Annotated in this window: 14 protein-coding genes, 1 tRNA gene and 1 other RNA gene; 11 read left to right on the top strand and 5 right to left on the bottom strand. The window is 40.7% G+C overall.

Annotated features, from left to right (window positions below):
• Positions 1 to 24 precede the first annotated feature (24 nt).
• Positions 25 to 2,199 (bottom strand): glycine--tRNA ligase subunit beta, encoded by a 2,175-nt coding sequence (glyS, locus tag H6G18_RS21250; RefSeq protein WP_190409086.1) that lies wholly within the window; start codon positions 2,197 to 2,199, stop codon positions 25 to 27.
• A gap of 212 nt (positions 2,200 to 2,411) precedes the next feature.
• Between glyS and corA the strand changes: the two genes are divergently transcribed.
• The 6 genes from corA (at position 2,412) to H6G18_RS21220 (ending at position 7,355) form a co-directional block, all read left to right on the top strand.
• Positions 2,412 to 3,560 (top strand): magnesium/cobalt transporter CorA, encoded by a 1,149-nt coding sequence (gene corA, locus H6G18_RS21245; protein ID WP_190409085.1) that lies wholly within the window; start codon positions 2,412 to 2,414, stop codon positions 3,558 to 3,560.
• Between the two features lie 62 nt (positions 3,561 to 3,622).
• Positions 3,623 to 4,354 (top strand): hypothetical protein, encoded by a 732-nt coding sequence (locus H6G18_RS21240; protein WP_190409084.1) that lies wholly within the window; start codon positions 3,623 to 3,625, stop codon positions 4,352 to 4,354.
• A 47-nt stretch (positions 4,355 to 4,401) separates the two neighbouring features.
• An RNA gene (gene rnpB, locus H6G18_RS21235) (RNase P RNA component class A) lies at positions 4,402 to 4,894 on the top strand.
• Positions 4,895 to 4,931: 37 nt separating this feature from the next.
• The gene (locus H6G18_RS21230) at positions 4,932 to 5,075 is read left to right on the top strand and encodes a hypothetical protein (RefSeq protein ID WP_190409083.1); all 144 of its coding nucleotides are present in this window, start codon (positions 4,932 to 4,934) and stop codon (positions 5,073 to 5,075) included.
• 10 nt (positions 5,076 to 5,085) lie between these two features.
• Entirely contained in the window at positions 5,086 to 5,814 is a 729-nt protein-coding gene (gene rnc, locus H6G18_RS21225) for a ribonuclease III (RefSeq protein WP_190409082.1), read from the top strand.
• Positions 5,815 to 6,287: 473 nt separating this feature from the next.
• Positions 6,288 to 7,355 (top strand): Gfo/Idh/MocA family protein, encoded by a 1,068-nt coding sequence (locus H6G18_RS21220; RefSeq protein ID WP_190409081.1) that lies wholly within the window; start codon positions 6,288 to 6,290, stop codon positions 7,353 to 7,355.
• 347 nt (positions 7,356 to 7,702) lie between these two features.
• Here H6G18_RS21220 and H6G18_RS21215 read toward each other — a convergent pair whose 3' ends face one another.
• Positions 7,703 to 9,832, bottom strand: a complete 2,130-nt coding sequence (locus H6G18_RS21215; protein ID WP_190409080.1) for a sensor histidine kinase — start codon at positions 9,830 to 9,832, stop codon at positions 7,703 to 7,705.
• 391 nt (positions 9,833 to 10,223) lie between these two features.
• On the opposite strand from H6G18_RS21215, the gene H6G18_RS21210 reads away from it, so the two are divergent.
• Together H6G18_RS21210 and H6G18_RS21205 are read left to right on the top strand one after the other, a co-directional pair.
• Positions 10,224 to 10,907, top strand: a complete 684-nt coding sequence (locus H6G18_RS21210) for a RibD family protein (protein ID WP_190409079.1) — start codon at positions 10,224 to 10,226, stop codon at positions 10,905 to 10,907.
• Between the two features lie 67 nt (positions 10,908 to 10,974).
• The gene (locus tag H6G18_RS21205; protein ID WP_190409098.1) at positions 10,975 to 12,189 is read left to right on the top strand and encodes a GNAT family N-acetyltransferase; all 1,215 of its coding nucleotides are present in this window, start codon (positions 10,975 to 10,977) and stop codon (positions 12,187 to 12,189) included.
• 151 nt (positions 12,190 to 12,340) lie between these two features.
• Here H6G18_RS21205 and H6G18_RS21200 read toward each other — a convergent pair whose 3' ends face one another.
• Positions 12,341 to 13,579, bottom strand: a complete 1,239-nt coding sequence (locus H6G18_RS21200) for a tetratricopeptide repeat protein (RefSeq protein WP_190409078.1) — start codon at positions 13,577 to 13,579, stop codon at positions 12,341 to 12,343.
• Between the two features lie 452 nt (positions 13,580 to 14,031).
• Between H6G18_RS21200 and H6G18_RS21195 the strand changes: the two genes are divergently transcribed.
• On the top strand, positions 14,032 to 14,634 hold the full coding sequence (locus H6G18_RS21195; protein ID WP_190409077.1) for a chromophore lyase CpcT/CpeT: 603 nt from the start codon (positions 14,032 to 14,034) through the stop codon (positions 14,632 to 14,634).
• 122 nt (positions 14,635 to 14,756) lie between these two features.
• On the opposite strand, the gene cpdA is transcribed toward H6G18_RS21195, so the two are convergent.
• Positions 14,757 to 15,557, bottom strand: a complete 801-nt coding sequence (cpdA, locus tag H6G18_RS21190) for a 3',5'-cyclic-AMP phosphodiesterase (RefSeq protein ID WP_190409076.1) — start codon at positions 15,555 to 15,557, stop codon at positions 14,757 to 14,759.
• Between the two features lie 405 nt (positions 15,558 to 15,962).
• Here cpdA and H6G18_RS21185 point away from each other — a divergent pair.
• Positions 15,963 to 16,034, top strand: a tRNA-Cys gene (locus H6G18_RS21185).
• 721 nt (positions 16,035 to 16,755) lie between these two features.
• On the opposite strand, the gene H6G18_RS21180 is transcribed toward H6G18_RS21185, so the two are convergent.
• Complete coding sequence (locus H6G18_RS21180) at positions 16,756 to 17,046, bottom strand: hypothetical protein (protein ID WP_190409075.1); 291 nt, start codon at positions 17,044 to 17,046, stop codon at positions 16,756 to 16,758.
• A gap of 29 nt (positions 17,047 to 17,075) precedes the next feature.
• Here H6G18_RS21180 and H6G18_RS25365 point away from each other — a divergent pair.
• A partial coding sequence (locus tag H6G18_RS25365) for a transposase-like zinc-binding domain-containing protein (protein WP_449224089.1) occupies positions 17,076 to 17,143 on the top strand: 68 nt, incomplete at its 3' end.

Here is a 17,143-nt window from a genome sequence, read left to right as displayed (position 1 = left end):
TACACCACTTTTTGTTGCTTTACACTACAGATTTTTGACGATCGCCCCAAAGTCAGCTAACACACGGGCATGATTCCGCAGTAATCCCAAGATATTTAGGCGATTGCGTTTGATATCTGGGTCGGGGTCAATGACTAAGACGCTATCCTCTCCATCAAAGAAGTTACTCACGGTAGGTGCAATCTTTGCTAATCCCTCAACTAACAGTTGATAGTTGCGTGACTGTTGTGCTGCTTGAGTTTGGGGTACTAACTGAACTAAAGCATCGTAAAAAGCTGATTCTGAAGGCTTTTGGAACAGTTCGGGACGAACTACAGATGTGGGGTCTAGCTGTTGGGTATCTAAATCACCTTGGGCGGCTAGTCGTGTAGAACGGTTCACGGTTTCGTAGATTTTATCTAGTGTACCGTCGCGGCGGATTTGTTGCAGATAGAGAGCGCGATCGCGCACATCTAGTAAATCCTGTAATGCCCTTGCTTGATACTCTTCGTCATTCTCTCCCAACACCGCATTTACTAAGTCGTAGTCAATTTGTTTTTCTTCTTGTAATAAGGTGCGGATGCGTTGTATAAAAAATTCATCTCGAAATACTGCATTAATTGTCACTTGGTCTTGATCTACGTTATGGTCTGTTGCAAAATCTTTTGATATTTGATCTAATAAATTTTGCAAATTTATTTGCAAATTAGCAGCCCATGTAATGTTCACAACAGCATTAGCTGAACGTCTTAATGCAAATGGATCAGAGGAACCAGTGGGTTTTGTTACTAATCCCATCATGCCTAATTCCAATATATTGACTATAGTATCAAGCCTATCTGCCAAACCGACGACTTGACCTGTGAGGGTTTGGGGTAAGATATCATCGGCTCCCCGTGGTAAATAGTGTTCAAAAATTGCCGTAGCGACTTCTGGGCTTTCTCCACTAGCTACAGCATACTTTTGTCCCATAATTCCTTGTAATTCTGGAAATTCAAACACCATTTGGGTTACTAAGTCAGCTTTACATAATAAAGTAGCTCTTTGGATATGTTGGCGATCACTTTCCCCTAATTGCAGTTGAGCGCTGAACCGTTCAGCAAGTTTAACCATTCTGTCTACTTTGGCACGTAGAGAACCAAGGTCTTCTTGAAAGGTAACTGTTTCTAATTGGGGTAAATAACTTTCTAAAGGTTTAGCTAAATCGGTTTTGTAGAAAAATTGACCATCTGCCAATCTTGCCCGAATCACTCGTTCATTACCAACAGCGATTACTTCTGATTTGGTGGGGTTGCCGTTAGAAATAGTGACAAAATATGGTAGTAGTTCTTTATTATCTCCAGTTTTGAACACAGGAAAATAACGCTGGTGACTAACCATGACTGTTGTTGTTACTTCCGTCGGTAAATTTAAAAATTCTTCCTCAAATTTACCAACCACTGGAGAAGGCCACTCTACTAAGTTAGTAACTTCCTCTAACAAATCTGGATAAATTTCCGTATATCCACCTAAATTATGCACTGCGGCTTCTACTTGCTCTTGAATTATCGCCGCGCGTTCATTAGCATCTACAGCCACATAACCATAACGCAGTGTGTTGACGTAATCACTGGCTTGGTGAATTGTAATTGGTTCTGGATGCAAAACCCGATGACCGTGAGAAATGCGATCGCTCTTCACTGTGAGAGAACCATTCACCAATTCAATCGGTAAAATCGCCTCATCTAACAACGCTACTAACCAGCGAATAGGACGGGAAAACCTCACATCCCCATCACCCCAACGCATGAGGCGTTTACCTTCTAAGTTATAAATCCATTGGGGTACAAGTTCGGTTAATATATCTGCCACAGGACGGCCAGGGGTTCTTTTCTGGACAAAGACAAATTCCCCCTTATCAGTAGGGCGCACCTCTAACGCCTCTAATTCTACGCCTTGCTTCTTAGCAAAACCTACGGCTGCTGGAGTTGGTTGACCATCCTTAAAAGCTGCTTGGGCGGGTGGGCCTTTGATTTCCTCTTCCCGATCTGGCTGTTGGGATGGTAAACCTGTGATCAGTACCGCCAAACGCCGGGGAGTCCCGTAAACTGCTACAGATTCACTCGTGAGGCTATTAGCTGCTAAACTCTGGGGAATGCGCGATCGCCACTGTGCCATAGCACCACTCAGAAAGCTTGCAGGTAACTCTTCTGTTCCAACTTCCAATAAAAACCCAGGCATAGGACTCTATTTTTAACTTTGCGTAGCTTAACTTTATCAATTCCAACAGTTTACCTTGCCACAGGCTGACGATGAAGGAACTGGGAGCTAGGGGTGTAGGGGAGAAATTATTACTCAGCACTTAGCACTTTCTCCCACATTGTTAATTTCCGACTTCTTATCGAAAATTAAGAGTGTTTGAACTTGGATGAATAAGTATCGGGTAACACTTCATGATTAGAAAACTTCGTCGTCTTGCCAAGGTAGTTGCTAAACCATCATATGTAAAAGATGAGTTTTATCATTACCCAGGAACCATCCCCGGAACCATCATTATTGATGCAGATGCACCACCACCAGAAATTGACTTAATTGACTATAGCCCAACTAATTTTATTTACCAGCGAGTTGCAACGCCGGAAGAATGTGTTCCTTATTTGGATAGAGACTCTGTGACTTGGGTAGATGTCCAGGGTTTGGGTAATCAGGACATATTAGAAAGAGTAGGGCAAGTTTTTGAGTTACCGCCTCTAGTTTTAGAAGATGTGGTGAATGTATCAGAACGTCCGAAAACAGAAGATTTTGAAGATCAATTATTATTTATTGCTCGTATGGTCGTACCCAAAGAAACAGGTTGCGGGTTTTATAGTGAGCAAGTAAGTCTGATTTTGGGAAAACACTACTTGTTGACCATACAGGAAGAACCAGAGCATGATTGCTTTGAAGGTGTGAGGATGCGAATTGAAAAAGCAAAGGGGATTATTCGCCGACAAGGAGCCGATTATCTAGCTTATGCTTTGTTGGATGCCATTGTTGATGGTTTTTTCCCAGTTTTAGAACGTTATGGAGAAGAACTAGAGGAAATAGAGGAGGAAGTAATTGTTCAGCCTACTCGCCAAACACTGCAAAAAATTTATCAAGTCAGGCGAGAATTACTGCAACTGCGTCGTGCTATTTGGCCTCTCCGAGATGCAATTAATGCTTTAATCCGCGATCGCAGTGAATTGATTAGCAAAGATGTGCAAATCTATCTCCGCGATTGTTATGACCATGCAGTGCAAGTCATGGATATGGTGGAGACTTACCGAGAATTGGCATCTGGATTAATGGATGTATACTTATCAGCAGTTAGTAACAAAATGAATGAAGTTATGAAACTACTGACCGTGGTTTCATCAATATTTATCCCTCTGACTTTTATAGCTGGTATATATGGGATGAACTTCAATACCGAAAAATCGCCATACAATATGCCTGAGTTGAATTGGTATTGGGGTTATCCAATTTGCTTGGGAGTGATGGGAGCGATCGCCTTTACATTACTATTTTTATTTTGGAAACGAGGGTGGCTAGAAAATTCTTCGATGATTAAGCGTGATTAAATATTGAACATCGCCAATGAACCGCGTAAGAAAAATTATTATAAGGAGTTTATATATTAAATATGACTAGGAGTACTGACCAAAATTTACTTGTCTTAACAATTTATATTATTGGAGTTTCTTACGTCTTTAATCTCATGAGAGCCTCCATCGATGATCGCATCAAATATGAGTTTAAAAAATCCGACGTTGATGACCAGCTAAAAGCGCAAGAACTGGACGAAAAAATCAGCATATCTTTTAAACTCAATTCTTCTTATCCCTTAGAAGAAAAAAAAGAAGATCCTAAAGATCAACCATTGAAGGAATTGTCCATGAGTATTGAAAATAAATCAGACAATATTGCTATATACGTAGATTGGGATAATAGCTCTTTGATAATTGAAAACAGCAAGCAATCTTACAGAGTTATTCGCAGATCCCCAGACTTAATTCGTGACTTGGGTGTACCCCAAAGTCCTAGCTTAATAGTTCCTAAAAAAACCCTTTCACAAACGTTATCAGGAGAAAATCTTTACGAGCGAGATCAAGGAACTGGAACCTATACAGCGAAAAAACCCATAGTTGACATCAGTGAATTGAAAAAAAACAAATCACAAGCAAAGTTATACAACGACTTTATTAATGGTAGAGAAGAATTAAAATTCTCACTACAGCTAGTTTTGCGTTTATCTGAAGTACGTGCAGGTTTAGCCCCAGGGGTGAATGTACCTCCCATCTCCATCATTAATTGTCCCTTCACCATCAGAAAATTGCCTTGGACTTACGCCCTACCTTGGAATAAAAAGAAATAAGCAAAACAAACACAATACACCATCCAAGATTACACTGGAGCTAGGGAGAGAGTAGGCGTTGGCGGTTGCAGGCCAGTTAGACTAACTGGCTTGAGGAAAGTCCGGACTCCCGAAAGACCAGACTTGCTGGATAACGTCCAGTGCGAGCGATCGTGAGGATAGTGCCACAGAAAAATACCGCCAAAACAATTCAAAATTCGTCTTGGAAAGTTTGCTCAACGGGGGGAACCCCCGCACGCAACTTTCCGCGAAATTCAAAATTCAAAATGAACAATTTTGGATTGTGCGTTTTAAGTGATGAATTCAATTTTGGTAAGGGTGCAAAGGTGCGGTAAGAGCGCACCAGCAGTATCGAGAGGTACTGGCTCGGTAAACCCCGGTTGGGAGCAAGGCCGAAGGAACTATGGTTGGTCTTTTACCAGTTCCGTGATCACAGAGCCGCTAGAGGCGTTTGGTAACAAACGTCCCAGATAGATAACCGCCCTCGTGTAAAGCAATTTACACAGAGAACAGAACCCGGCTTACTACCAACTCTCTCCTCTTTTAGTCCATAGTCCATAGTCAAAAGAAACGACCAATGACAACTGATCCTTTAGGTGACGCTCGTTCCTCTCTACGGGACGCTGCACGAACACTAATGCCAGTTGCTCATAGGGGAAACCCCCTTGGCGTAGCCTTTCCCAAAGGGAGAAGACCGCACTGGCCCACAACTGACAACTGACAATTAACAAATGACTCTTGTTTATCCCCGCCGTCAGAGGCAACTTGAAAGTTTAGTAAGAAAATTAGGTCTGCCAACAACAGCACCAATTAAGTGGGAATTGCTGGATTTAGCACTGACTCATTCTACTGTGTCTGAATCAGCCAATTATGAACAGTTGGAGTTTGTTGGCGATGCGGTGGTGCGATTAGCTGCGGCTGTGGTGCTATGGGAAACATATCCAGATTGCCCAGTGGGTGATTTTGCGGCAATTCGTTCGGTATTGGTGAGCGATCGCATCCTCGCCCAATTAGCTAGAGAATATGGTCTAGAGTTACATCTATTGGTTGCCGGCAGTGCCACCAGTGATAAAGTTGGTCAAGAGTCCCGATTAGCAGATGCTTTTGAAGCAGTTTTAGGTGCGCTTTATCTCAGCACTTCTAATTTAGAACTCATACGCCCTTGGTTAGACCATCATTTTCGCCAATTAGCAACTGAAATTCGCCTCGACCCCGCCAGACTCAATTACAAAGCAGCTCTACAAGAATGGACGCAAGCACAATTTAAAGTTTTACCTGAATATCGAGTTGTCGAAATCAATCAGGCAAACCGCACTCAAGAACGTTTCGCGGCTGAAGTCTGGTTACACGGCAACAAACTCGGTGAAGGCAAAGGACGCTCTATCAAAGCCGCCGAACAAGCTGCCGCCAAAGTAGCTTTCCTGGCAATAACTCCTCCAGAGGAAATGGGTGGTCAATAGTCCACACTCATTGCTCATTGCATATTTATTCTTAAATTAAGTGATTACACTGTTAATTTACATTGCGTGGTTTCACCCTGGTTAATGATCAAAGAATTACCTTAATCTAAAAAGGTAATTTAAGTATACTAATGCCATGAAAAAAGCATCAGTGAGAACTCTGATTTTATTTAGCACCTTAGCATTCTTAATATTGAGGGCAACCAGCGATCCTGAAGCATTAAAAATCCTATACACTTTTGCTCCAGCTTTTCTTACTGCCTTTGTAGCCTGGCTATTCAAGTAAAAATCTAGCCTGATTGCTACTCAAGCTAGATTGCCATAATTAAGTTCTTTGGTTCTAGGATACTGCTAAATTACGGGATAGACAATCTAGAATCTACGGTTGTCTACTCCCATGAAGCAGCAGTCTACGAATTACGAATTACGTAGGCGCAAGCCTTGCCTTAGGCCATTACGAATTATATTGAATTATGACTAAAATCGCTGTTATTGGGGTAGGACGCTGGGGAGTGCATTTATTGCGGAATTTTTTAGCTTATCCGCAAGCTGATGTTATGGCTGTAGTTGATCCCCATCCAGAAAGGTTGGCAGCAGTCAAACAGCAGTTTAATTTGACTGACAAAGTCTTATTAACAACTCAGTGGTCTGATTTGCAGAAAATACCAGGATTGACAGCAGTGGCGATCGCTACTCCTGCAACTACTCACTACGCTTTAATTAAGGATGCTCTGTGCCAAGGCTATCATGTCATGGCAGAAAAGCCCCTAACCTTAGACCCAACAGAGTGTCAAGAACTTTGCCAATTAGCAGAGCAACGGCAATTGGTACTCATGGTTGATCATACTTATTTATTTCATCCAGCCGTTGAGCAAGGGCAAACTGTAGTCCAGGCGGGTAAATTAGGTGAGTTGCGTTATGGCTATGCTACACGTACCCATTTAGGCCCTGTCCGCCAAGATGTTGATGCCCTATGGGACTTAGCCATTCATGATATCGCTATCTTTAACAATTGGTTAGGTCAAGTACCCGTAAGTGTGCAGGCGACGGGTACGGTTTGGCTGCAAGGGGAGGGGAAAGAGGCGGGGGGCAGGGGGCAGGGGTCAGGGGGAGAAATTTTGAACCAGGATTCCCCAGGATTAGCGGATTTAGTCTGGGTAACACTGATATACCCAGATGGTTTTAAAGCGTATATTCACCTGTGTTGGTTGAATCCTGATAAACAGCGTCGGCTGGCGGTGGTGGGTAGTCTTGGGACGTTGATTTTCGATGAAATGTCACCATCATCACAGTTAACTTTGTTACATGGTGAATTTGAACGCCAAGGAAATCTGTTCTTACCTGTGAATCAAAGCACAGAGGTGTTGGAACTAAAAACAGGCGAACCGTTGCAACGAGTGTGCGATCGCTTTATTACTTCCATCCTCCAGAATACACCCCCAGCGATTTCTTCTGGCCGGGTAGGCACAGAGTTAGTCAAAATTCTCTCTGCTCTAACAACATCCCTCAATCAAGGCGGTCAACCAGCTTTTCTTAAATAAGGAACTTCCAGAAAATAAATTATCCAATTTTCGAGAGAAGACATCGTTATTTTTCCCACTGCCCCCTGCCCCTCTGCGTACACAGTGATAGTATATTTTTTAAGTTGGAAGTCCCTAAATTCACGGGGTGCATAACTTATACCAATTCAAAATTCAAAATTTTCGCGTAGCGTCCCGTAGAGAAGAAAACCAGACATAACCAGACTATGTCCTTGGGTATCTGTCACATTCTTTTTTCAAATTAGAATGATTTTCAGAACCCCTTGTCATAGTTTGCTTCCGTAACTTTTTGGGATTTTGTTAGCAGAAGCCTAGCCGTAGGCTATGAGAGAATTTTGAATTTTGAATTATCTTTCCCCAATCCTATTAATACAAGCCTCTCCTAGTGAAAGGCTAGGTAGAATAATAGACTGAGAACAAAGACTAACCTCATAATTTTTTTCTATCAGGTTCAGTTCAGAATACTCTTCTTCTAACTCTGCTTTTTTAGAGCCATAGTTTCCGTTAGATTCTAAAAGAACTTTTTCTGAATGGCTAGAAGATAAAGAATTTGTTCCATTAATTTTTTCATTCCCAGCTACAAGATTCTGGGTTTTAGAATTATTTTCTTTGACTGGTGTAGTCAATAAAGAAATATCAATTATCGGCAAGGTAATCTTAACTGTCGTACCTTGATTTATTCCGGCACTTTCTAAAGTGATAGTACCACCCATCAGTTCAATTAAGTTACGCGATATAGCTAACCCCAATCCTGTACCTTCAAATTTACGGGTCGTACTACCATTGACCATCACAAAGGGACGAAATAGTTTGTGTTGTTGTGCAGGTTCAATACCTAAACCTGTATCTGTAATATTAACTATTACTTGTGATGTACCATCAATTAAATTTTTAATTTTTGTAGCGATAGTAATACTACCTTCATCAGTGAACTTAGTTGCATTGCCAATAATATTAATTAATACTTGTTTTAGTTTGGCTGCATCGGCTTTAACTGGGAGGGGTTCTGTACCTAATTCTGTTTTCAGTTTTAAGCCTTTTTGTTGAACATTGACTGACTGTAAATTGATTACTTCTAAAAGTGTTTGTCGGAAATCCAAAGGTTGCATAACTACCGAAAGTTTTCCTGCTTCAATTTTAGAAATATCAAGTAGATCGTTAATAATTCCTAGCAGGTGTATAGCTGTTTCATCAGCACGTTGGAGAAATTCTATTTCTTCTTCTCGGTCATCACACAAGCCGTCTTTAACTAAACGTACACAGTTGATAATAATATTTAATGGGTTGCGTAGTTCGTGGGAAGTTGTCGCTAAAAACTGACTTTTAACTTGATTTGCGGTTTTTGCTTCTTTCCATGATGTTTCAATTTCTTCTGACCAAGCTTTGAGCCTATCAACCATTTGGTCTAGTGCTTGTGCTAGTTGATTAAACTCCCGAATTTTAAAGTTATCGGGTACTGGTCTGGCGGCGTGGTGACTATGAATGTTTAAAGCATAGTCACGCAATTCTTCGACAGGCTTGGCTAGGTAAGGGGCTAGATACAGCGATGCTAATAAACTTGCACCAATCAAACCAACTGTTAAAACAATGAGGATGAGTTTGATTTCTTCTAAACCAAATAGGGCGTTGTCTACAGTTGTCACAGACATGACTATCCATTTTTGTTGCTGCTGAGATGTAATTGGATTGTCAATTACTGTATAACCTGCTACCAATTCTTTATTTTTTTGAAAGATAAAATTTACTGGCTCATTACGTCCAGCAATTGCATTGTTGATAATGTTTTGGACTTGATCTGCATCGGGGTGTTGTTTGATATTAGTTCCCATTAAATCAGGCAATGGGTGTGCCAATATCGTCCCATCTTCGGCAATTACTATTATGGAACCAGTCAGTGAACCTGGTTTATTGCGAGTTTGTTTATGCAGTGCTGACTGAAGACTTAAAGTATACTGCAATTGCCCAGAGTTATTATATACAGGGGCAGTTAGTACCAATTGCAGTTGGTCTTGTGGATTGCGAGGGCCAGTAATTCCGGGTTTTGGAGGTGCTATGGTTCTAATTTCTAAACCATCACTAGGAAATGGTTGTCTACTTGGTGCAATTTCTTTTTTGCCACAACTACTGGCGATGATGTCACCATTTTGTAAATCGTTTAGTTGCAAGCACTCGATATATCGGGGTAGTGCTTGTGCTAGCTGCGTCAAAAATTCTTCGACTTCCTCTGGTGAACCAGATTGTACTACCGTTGTCTGACTAGCAGTTAGTAAGTTAGTTTTAAGAGTGGCGATCGCATTGATAATTTTCTCCCCTCTAATGACGGCACTTTCTGTCAGATTTTGTCGAGCAGTTTTTAATAAACTAGACCGTGCTTTATTCAAAGCTGCTATTTGTCCAATAAATAACACTGGCACAAACAGAAGCAGAATTCTGGTTACTAAAATACGTCTAAAGGATGATTGACCGTTACTAGGCATCTAGTGTCTCACTTCGCAACTGCAAATCACAACAGAAAACACAGGCAATTAGACTAGCTAAAGGAGACATTTTATGAAGTTATCATAAATTTGTTATCAGGAAATAAAAGTATCAAATATTTAATAGACAAAAAGCAGTGTAATATACAAAAACTTATGCACGTTAGATGTAGTTGTGATTGGTGTTGCATACGGATATAGTACCGTGTGGCGGATTGCAAAATTAAAAATTCGCGCATACCCTGCGAGTAGGCTTGCGCCGACCAAGAAAAGTAAGTTACAAGGTGGGAGAAACTTACAGTTTATTTTGGATTTTACGTAGAGTTATGATATTCTCGCTTCTGCCATCATTTATTAGTAAATAGAATAGCAAAACTATTAAACCAACCTCATGGTGCAATATCGTCCTCACACCACAGTAGTTTTGGCAATGAGTGCAGATGGCAAGATATCAGATGTTAGGCGATCGCCTGCTCGATTTGGCACAGGTGTTGATAAATCACACTTAGAACAACAAATCGCTGCCTCTGATGCCGTTTTGATAGGTGCTGGTACTCTCCGAGCCTATGGTACAACACTGACCGTATCAGATACAGTTCTGCTGCAACGTCGCCAACAAGAAAGCAAGCCTGCACAACCAATTCATATAGTAATTACACATTCTGCTAACCTCAATCCGGAAATTAGGTTTTTTCAACAGCCAATCAGGCGTTGGTTAGTCACTACAACATCAGGTCATAACTTTTGGCAAGGACGCTCAGAATTTGAGCAAATTTTGGTTTTTGAAACCCCAACAGGAGAGATAGATACTATCGCTGTTTTACAGCAACTAACATCACTACAAATAACACACTTGGTGGTCTTGGGCGGGGGAGAATTAGTTGCTTCTATGCTGGAATTAGATTTAATAGATGAATTTTGGCTTACTGTCTGTCCATTGATTTTAGGTGGTGCAACTGCACCCACACCAGTAGATGGTAAAGGATTCTTATCACAATTAGCCCCCCGTCTTCAACTACTGGAAGTAGAAAAAGTTGAACACGAAGTTTTCCTACACTATCGACTACAACGGTAGATGGATTAAATTAGTCATTGGTCATTGGTCATTAGTTTTTCTCTCCCCTACTCCCTACGCCCCAAATATGGTTGAACAAATCAAGCCTCGCTATTCCAGCGTTTGGATTAATAAAATCACTGAAGTACCCCAAGATGCTTGGGATGCTTTGGCGCTACCTTTAAAAACTCCTTTTTTGGAGTGGGATTGGCTGAATAATTTGGAAACTTCCCAGAGTGCTACAGCTAAAACTGGCTGGCTACCAAATCACTTGACACTTTGGCGAGACAGAACACTGATTGCTGCGGCTCCACTGTATATTAAAGGACATAGTTATGGTGAGTTTGTTTTTGATCATCAGTGGGCAGAGTTAGCAGAACGTATTGGTGTGCAGTATTATCCCAAACTCTTGGGTATGACACCATTCACCCCGGCTGAAGGTTATCGGTTTTTAATTGCCAGTGGGGAAGATGAAGATGAAATCACTGCAATGATGGTGCATGAAATTGACTCTTTCTGTGTAAAAAATCAGATTTCTAGTTGCCATTTTCTCTATGTTGATCCCGAATGGCGACCAGTACTAGAAAGACAAGGTTTTACGGCTTGGTTACACCATAGTTTTATTTGGGAAAATTCAGGCTTTCAGACTTTTGATGATTACTTGATGGTGTTTAATGCTAATCAGCGTCGCAATATTAAGCGCGAGCGTAAAACTGTGGAAAAAGCGGGTTTACAACTGCAAGCAGTGACTGGCGATGCAATTCCTAAGTCTTTATTTACTTTGATGTATCAGTTTTATGCTGATACTTGTGACAAGTTTGGTTGGTGGGGTAGCAAGTACCTAACAAAGCGATTTTTTGAGCAGTTACACCATGATTATCGCCATCGGGTTGTATTTTTTGCTGCTTATCATCAGCAAGATGCTCGCCAGCCTCTAGGTATGTCTTTTTGTTTGTTTAAAGACGATCGCCTCTACGGTCGCTATTGGGGTAGTTTTCAAGACATTGATTGCTTACATTTTGATGCTTGTTATTATGCACCAATTGAGTGGGCGATCGCTAACGGTATTCAAACTTTTGACCCTGGCGCTGGTGGACGACATAAAAAACGTCGTGGTTTCCCGGCTGCACCTAATTACAGTCTCCATCGCTTTTATAATGGTCGTCTAGGTCAGATTTTACGTCCTTACATTAGTGAGGTGAATCAATTAGAAGAGCAGGAAATTGCGGCAATGAATGCAGAGTTACCTTTTAGTCAACAGTCGATAGTCAATGGTGAATCTTCAATCATTCGTGAGCTATAAGATTCCCGACTTTTGTGAGAAGTCGGGGTTTATCGGTTAGTTGCACTATATTTTATAGGTGAGAGAGAGTAGAAGCGAGGATAATGTACTTTATCTCAATGGAAAGTTTTGTAACGTTTCGATTCTCACAAATTTAGATAGAATTGCTATGTTAAGAACTTGCTTTCGTTGCCTTTTCAACTTGTTCAGTAAAATAGGCTTCCTGATGTTTTAATTGTTGTGCCAGTTCTAAACCTTTTTGAAATGCTGTGACTGCTTGCGGGTATTCTTTGCGCTCTAAATATAATTGCCCTATTTGGTCATAAGCTTGCATCATTCCATAAAAGTTAGCGGCTCGTGCTTGTATCTGTATAAGGATTTCGCTGGTTTGCAAGGCTTCATCTAGTTGTCCTTGAGAACGGTACAAGGGGATTAATTTCTGGATAGCTTCAGCTGCACCCGCATACTGTTGTAATTGCCACGCAGTGGTGTAAGCTTCTTGATAGTTTTGAAAAGCTTCTTGTAGTAAAGCCGGATTTTCCCTGGCTAGGGTTTCATAATTAGTAGCGATCGCTAGCTGTAAGGTAGGCAATTGAGTAAGATTATTATTCTGGGAATAAATAGCCTTTAGCTTACTCAATACATCAATTGATTGCTGTGCTTGCTTAGACTGCTGATAAATATAAGCTAGCTGTTGCAAGTATGTTAACTCATTCTGGCTCTCACCCCTAGAAGAAGCTAATTTTAACAGTTCCTCGTAGGCGGTAGCGGCTTGGGGATAATCAAACCAAATCAGATTTAATTCTCCAATTGTTTTTAAGGTATCTACTTCTGCTACTAAATTTTGTTGCTGTCGGACTGTGGCTAAAACTTCGTTGTATACTGCGATCGCACTTTTTGGCGATCGCACTTTTTGATAAGCTACACCTAATGCTTGCAGCAATGGTAAATCTACGCTGTTCTGCACATTTTTGTTTTGAGGTTGTGCCTGTTTTTGAATTGCTTGTAAGCGTTGAGTAATATATTGTAATTGTTGGCGATTGTTTTGATTCCAAGCAATATCACCAACTCTTGACAATGCTGTTACTTCAGCCACAGCTCCTAAATAGCGTCGCAAACGTAGTTCACGATTCCAAATGTCAAAAGCCGCTACACTATCCCCACCTTGCAGTTGTGCTGCTGCTTGTTGATTTAACTCGTCTAGCGCCGCTTCTAATTTTTGCTGTTCTGCGGAAGTTAGCTGTTGTTGATCACGCAAAGGTGGTAAAAGTGGATCAGGCGTGGTGATTTCCAATGGACTAGGGGGAAATCTATCTGCTTGTTGGGGATCGTTACTTCTAGCTAGCGTCAAAGAACTGCTAATTTGCCAGATAATAGCGGTTGTAATAATGACACTTAAGCGCCGTAGCATAGGAATTTTACAATTGTATAGGTATTAGACAGTGCTGAGTTCTGAGTAAGAGTTTCAACTCGGAACCCATTTTTCAGTCATCTCTTAGGCATAAGTACTTCTATGCCTAATAACTTTAACTGCAAATTCACCTGACGCATCAACTCTCAATAAATATCCCCAATCTCTAAGGGAACACCAAAAAATAGATTATGGCAAATTGACGCTTAGTAGGGTGCGTCAGTATGAATAATTTCTTGGTACAGCTAAGTTTTCTCGCAAGTAGCGCACCCAACCTAGTTGGATATTTTTTTATCTGGAAGTCCTTAAATACTATTTTGGATTTTAATTCCATCGATCGCACTCATTTTTCAAATTAGTATAATCTTGAATTTTGAATTGATTTGTCCCCAATCCCCAGTCCCCATTACGTTTTAGAATATTCTCAGATATGTTTTAATAAACCTAATGTCATGACTCACTCTACAGACATTGCCACCTTAGCACGGTGGATGGCAGCAGATTTTAGTAATCAAGCACAAGCTTTTGAAAATCCGCCCTTTTATGCTCATATTCGCGTGTGTATGCGTCCCTTACCGTGGGAAGTATTATCTGGAGTAGGCTTTTTTGTTGAACAAGCGTATGACTATATGCTGAATGACCCCTATCGTTTGCGGGTACTAAAGCTGATAACTGTAGGCGATCGCATCCACATTGAAAATTATACTCTTAAGCAAGAAGAAAACTTTGGGGGTGCATCTCGTGATCTCAATCGCTTGAAAGCTTTAACTAGTGAATCACTGGAAAAACTACCAGGCTGTAACATGATTGTAGAGTGGACTGGTAACTCCTTTAAAGGCATGGTAGAACCAGGAAAAGGTTGTATCGTTTTTCGCAAGGGACAAAAGACTTACTTGGATAGCGAATTTGAAATTAATCAAGAGAAATTTATCAGTCTTGACCGAGGACGAGATTTAGACACCGATGAACATATCTGGGGTTCTGTCGCTGGGCCATTCTATTTTGTGCGTTACCAGAGTTTTGCTGATGAAGTAAAAATAAATACTGATGCGTGAATAATAATACCGACCAAGAATTGAGTACTTATTGCTGAGTACAACATTTAATTAATTGTAGCGAATTCACCTTGGTAATACTCTGCGTTTAAAGAAGTTACAAGAATTAAGCAAAGCGATACTTAGTAAGATACAGTTACCACTGAATCTATAGGGACAGAATAAGGAACTCGCTCAATTTCAGTTTCCCATGTGCCATCAGGGTATAGTTTCAACAAACGAAAACCGGGTGATTCTGGGTTAATCGCAAAAGTGGGACTTTTCGACTGGAACTGATAGCAAGTTGAGGGAGAACCTAAGTAGTTAACAATGTGGCGCTGGTGTTGAAATTCCTGGTGAATGTGACCGAATAAGACTAGCTTGACTTGTGGATGACGATCAACAATCGCCAAAAATTCTTCAGAATTTTGCAGACAGCTAGTATCTATCCATGCAGAATTTACTAGTAAAGGAGCATGATGTAGTGCTAGTAAGGTGGGTCTGTCACTCGATATTTTTAACTCAGCGTCTAGCCACTCTAGGATTGTAGCTGATAAATAACCATGCACAGACTCAGGTACACAAGAGTTAAGGAGAATGAAATTCCAATTCCCACGTTGAAAAGATTTACGTCGGGAAACCATGCCTTGATTTAATATTGTATCCATTGCGATCGCACAGTCATGATTTCCGGGTAGCCAATAAGTCGGTATTTGGACTGAATTCAAGTGGTGTTGTAGATTTTCATATGATTCTGGCGTACTGTCCCCAGATAAATCTCCCGTCATCAGCAGTAAGTCTAATTCTGGTCTTAGTTCCTCTAAGCGCTTCATCACAGCTAAGAAGGACTCTGTAGTAGATATTCCTTGTAATCGTTGACTTTCTGAAGCTAACAGATGTGTATCTGTTACTTGAGCAATCGAGATGGGAGACTTTTCATCCATTTTTAGGTTCAGAAACTTGTGCGTATTGATATCTGATTCTCCTTTTGGGAAATGAGCAACAATATCAACTGAGTAGTAAATTCATTTTTTAACTCATCAACGAGGCAATAGGCAATCTCATATCAGGTATATAATTTAGCTTTTATTTACTATATGTTAAGTAAATTAATGTATACAAATTTTTGTTTCTTTTTATACTTTTTCACTCATTTTCATATTTTCATCTATCTTAAGGAGTAAATTATAATTTTTTTGTATTTTACGACACTCATCAATAGAAGTGTAAATGCTATTTTTAAACTGGTATCCCTATATTTTTGAACCAGCACAGAAATAACAGAATTTTTGCAGCCTGAAGATGCAAAATTGCATAAAAAGATGCTATGATTATAAGCTGTAGAGTACGGCGGCATAGCCAAGTGGTAAGGCAGAGGTCTGCAAAACCTCCATCCCCCGGTTCAAATCCGGGTGCCGCCTTTAAATGTACATTAACTAATTATTTGTCACTGTTAACAGATTGATGTCATGTTTAACAAATTGATGTCACTGTTAACAGATTATGTGTCACAACCACAAAAACATACTAATCACAAAGGCAGACCTCTGCCTTACCTTTCAACCCACCATAAATCTAGCAAAGTTTTAGCACAACTACTAAAACCTCAAATATGTAAAAGCTTACTCAACCCGAACTTGATAGAGGTTGGTTGAAAGAGCGATGCCTACGCTTACTTGAAAAAGTGTCAGTAATCAATCTTCAATAAGCTTTTATATAGAAAGCTCTTTAACTCGCTCCCTGTCGTTTCTTTAAACCCATCCAGCTTGAAAAGGTTTTTAAAGTACCCAAGGATGCGCTAAACTTTTCCTCTAAGAATCTTTCAACCCTCCTAAATTTAAGAACGGGAGTTGAAACTGCTCGAATCTTTGACCCCTTTCAAAAATAATTAAGGTGGGTTCCTCCTTGGTCGGAGGTGATTCGGTAGCCACCACTGCGGTATACCCGCACCTCTATTACTGGGGACGCACCTGATTCCTGTCTACAAGAGACAGCAGCTTCAAGGTGGGCAGCTACTAGGGTCAGAAAGCAGGACTGTGTTCACACAGTCAAACTAACCCAAACTTTTCACAGTTCAGGGGTTGATTACAACATGAACTGCGGCGCTATTAGTTTATTTTATTTTCAAGGTTCAAATTTTTGTCAATCTGCCATTTGGCGTGATTTATAGGCAGCGATGCCTGCGGCAACCCCTTCGGGGAACGCCAACTCTTTTGCTTTCTGGTGTGGGCTTCCTCTGATAGGCTGTTTCCCCTCTTCTATAACAATTCCAGCTTTAGCCGCTTGAGTTTGAACACACTCAATCAATCTGCCATAACTCCACTGATGGACACTATGCCGATACTGTTTGGCATAATTTTTCTGTGCTTCCAGGCAATCTGGACATTTTTGTTCAGCTCTTGCTTGAATTTCACTGTTTTTTCGGCGTTGCATAATGAGAATATGAATTAGGGTGAATCTTCATGGAATGTCCGCGTTGTAATTCCCATCATATCCGGAAGAATGGCAAGCAAAGAGGTAAACAAAACTA

The organism is Anabaena subtropica FACHB-260 (assembly GCF_014697105.1).
In the GTDB taxonomy this organism is placed as follows: Bacteria; Cyanobacteriota; Cyanobacteriia; order Cyanobacteriales; family Nostocaceae; genus Trichormus; species Trichormus subtropicus.
This window is presented reverse-complemented; position numbering and strand designations above follow the sequence as displayed.

Bases quoted from the DNA above. Each gene is read 5' to 3' on its own strand.
- H6G18_RS21220 (WP_190409081.1), top strand. From the start codon at position 6,288: ATGACTAAAATCGCTGTTATTGGGGTAGGACGCTGGGGAGTGCATTTA.
- H6G18_RS21205 (WP_190409098.1), top strand. From the start codon at position 10,975: ATGGTTGAACAAATCAAGCCTCGCTATTCCAGCGTTTGGATTAATAAA.
- cpdA (WP_190409076.1), bottom strand. From the start codon at position 15,557: ATGGATGAAAAGTCTCCCATCTCGATTGCTCAAGTAACAGATACACAT.
- H6G18_RS21240 (WP_190409084.1), top strand. From the start codon at position 3,623: ATGACTAGGAGTACTGACCAAAATTTACTTGTCTTAACAATTTATATT.
- H6G18_RS21180 (WP_190409075.1), bottom strand. From the start codon at position 17,046: ATGCAACGCCGAAAAAACAGTGAAATTCAAGCAAGAGCTGAACAAAAA.
- rnc (WP_190409082.1), top strand. From the start codon at position 5,086: ATGACTCTTGTTTATCCCCGCCGTCAGAGGCAACTTGAAAGTTTAGTA.
- H6G18_RS21210 (WP_190409079.1), top strand. From the start codon at position 10,224: ATGGTGCAATATCGTCCTCACACCACAGTAGTTTTGGCAATGAGTGCA.
- H6G18_RS21195 (WP_190409077.1), top strand. From the start codon at position 14,032: ATGACTCACTCTACAGACATTGCCACCTTAGCACGGTGGATGGCAGCA.
- H6G18_RS21200 (WP_190409078.1), bottom strand. From the start codon at position 13,579: ATGCTACGGCGCTTAAGTGTCATTATTACAACCGCTATTATCTGGCAA.
- H6G18_RS21230 (WP_190409083.1), top strand. From the start codon at position 4,932: ATGACAACTGATCCTTTAGGTGACGCTCGTTCCTCTCTACGGGACGCT.
- glyS (WP_190409086.1), bottom strand. From the start codon at position 2,199: ATGCCTGGGTTTTTATTGGAAGTTGGAACAGAAGAGTTACCTGCAAGC.
- corA (WP_190409085.1), top strand. From the start codon at position 2,412: ATGATTAGAAAACTTCGTCGTCTTGCCAAGGTAGTTGCTAAACCATCA.
- H6G18_RS21215 (WP_190409080.1), bottom strand. From the start codon at position 9,832: ATGCCTAGTAACGGTCAATCATCCTTTAGACGTATTTTAGTAACCAGA.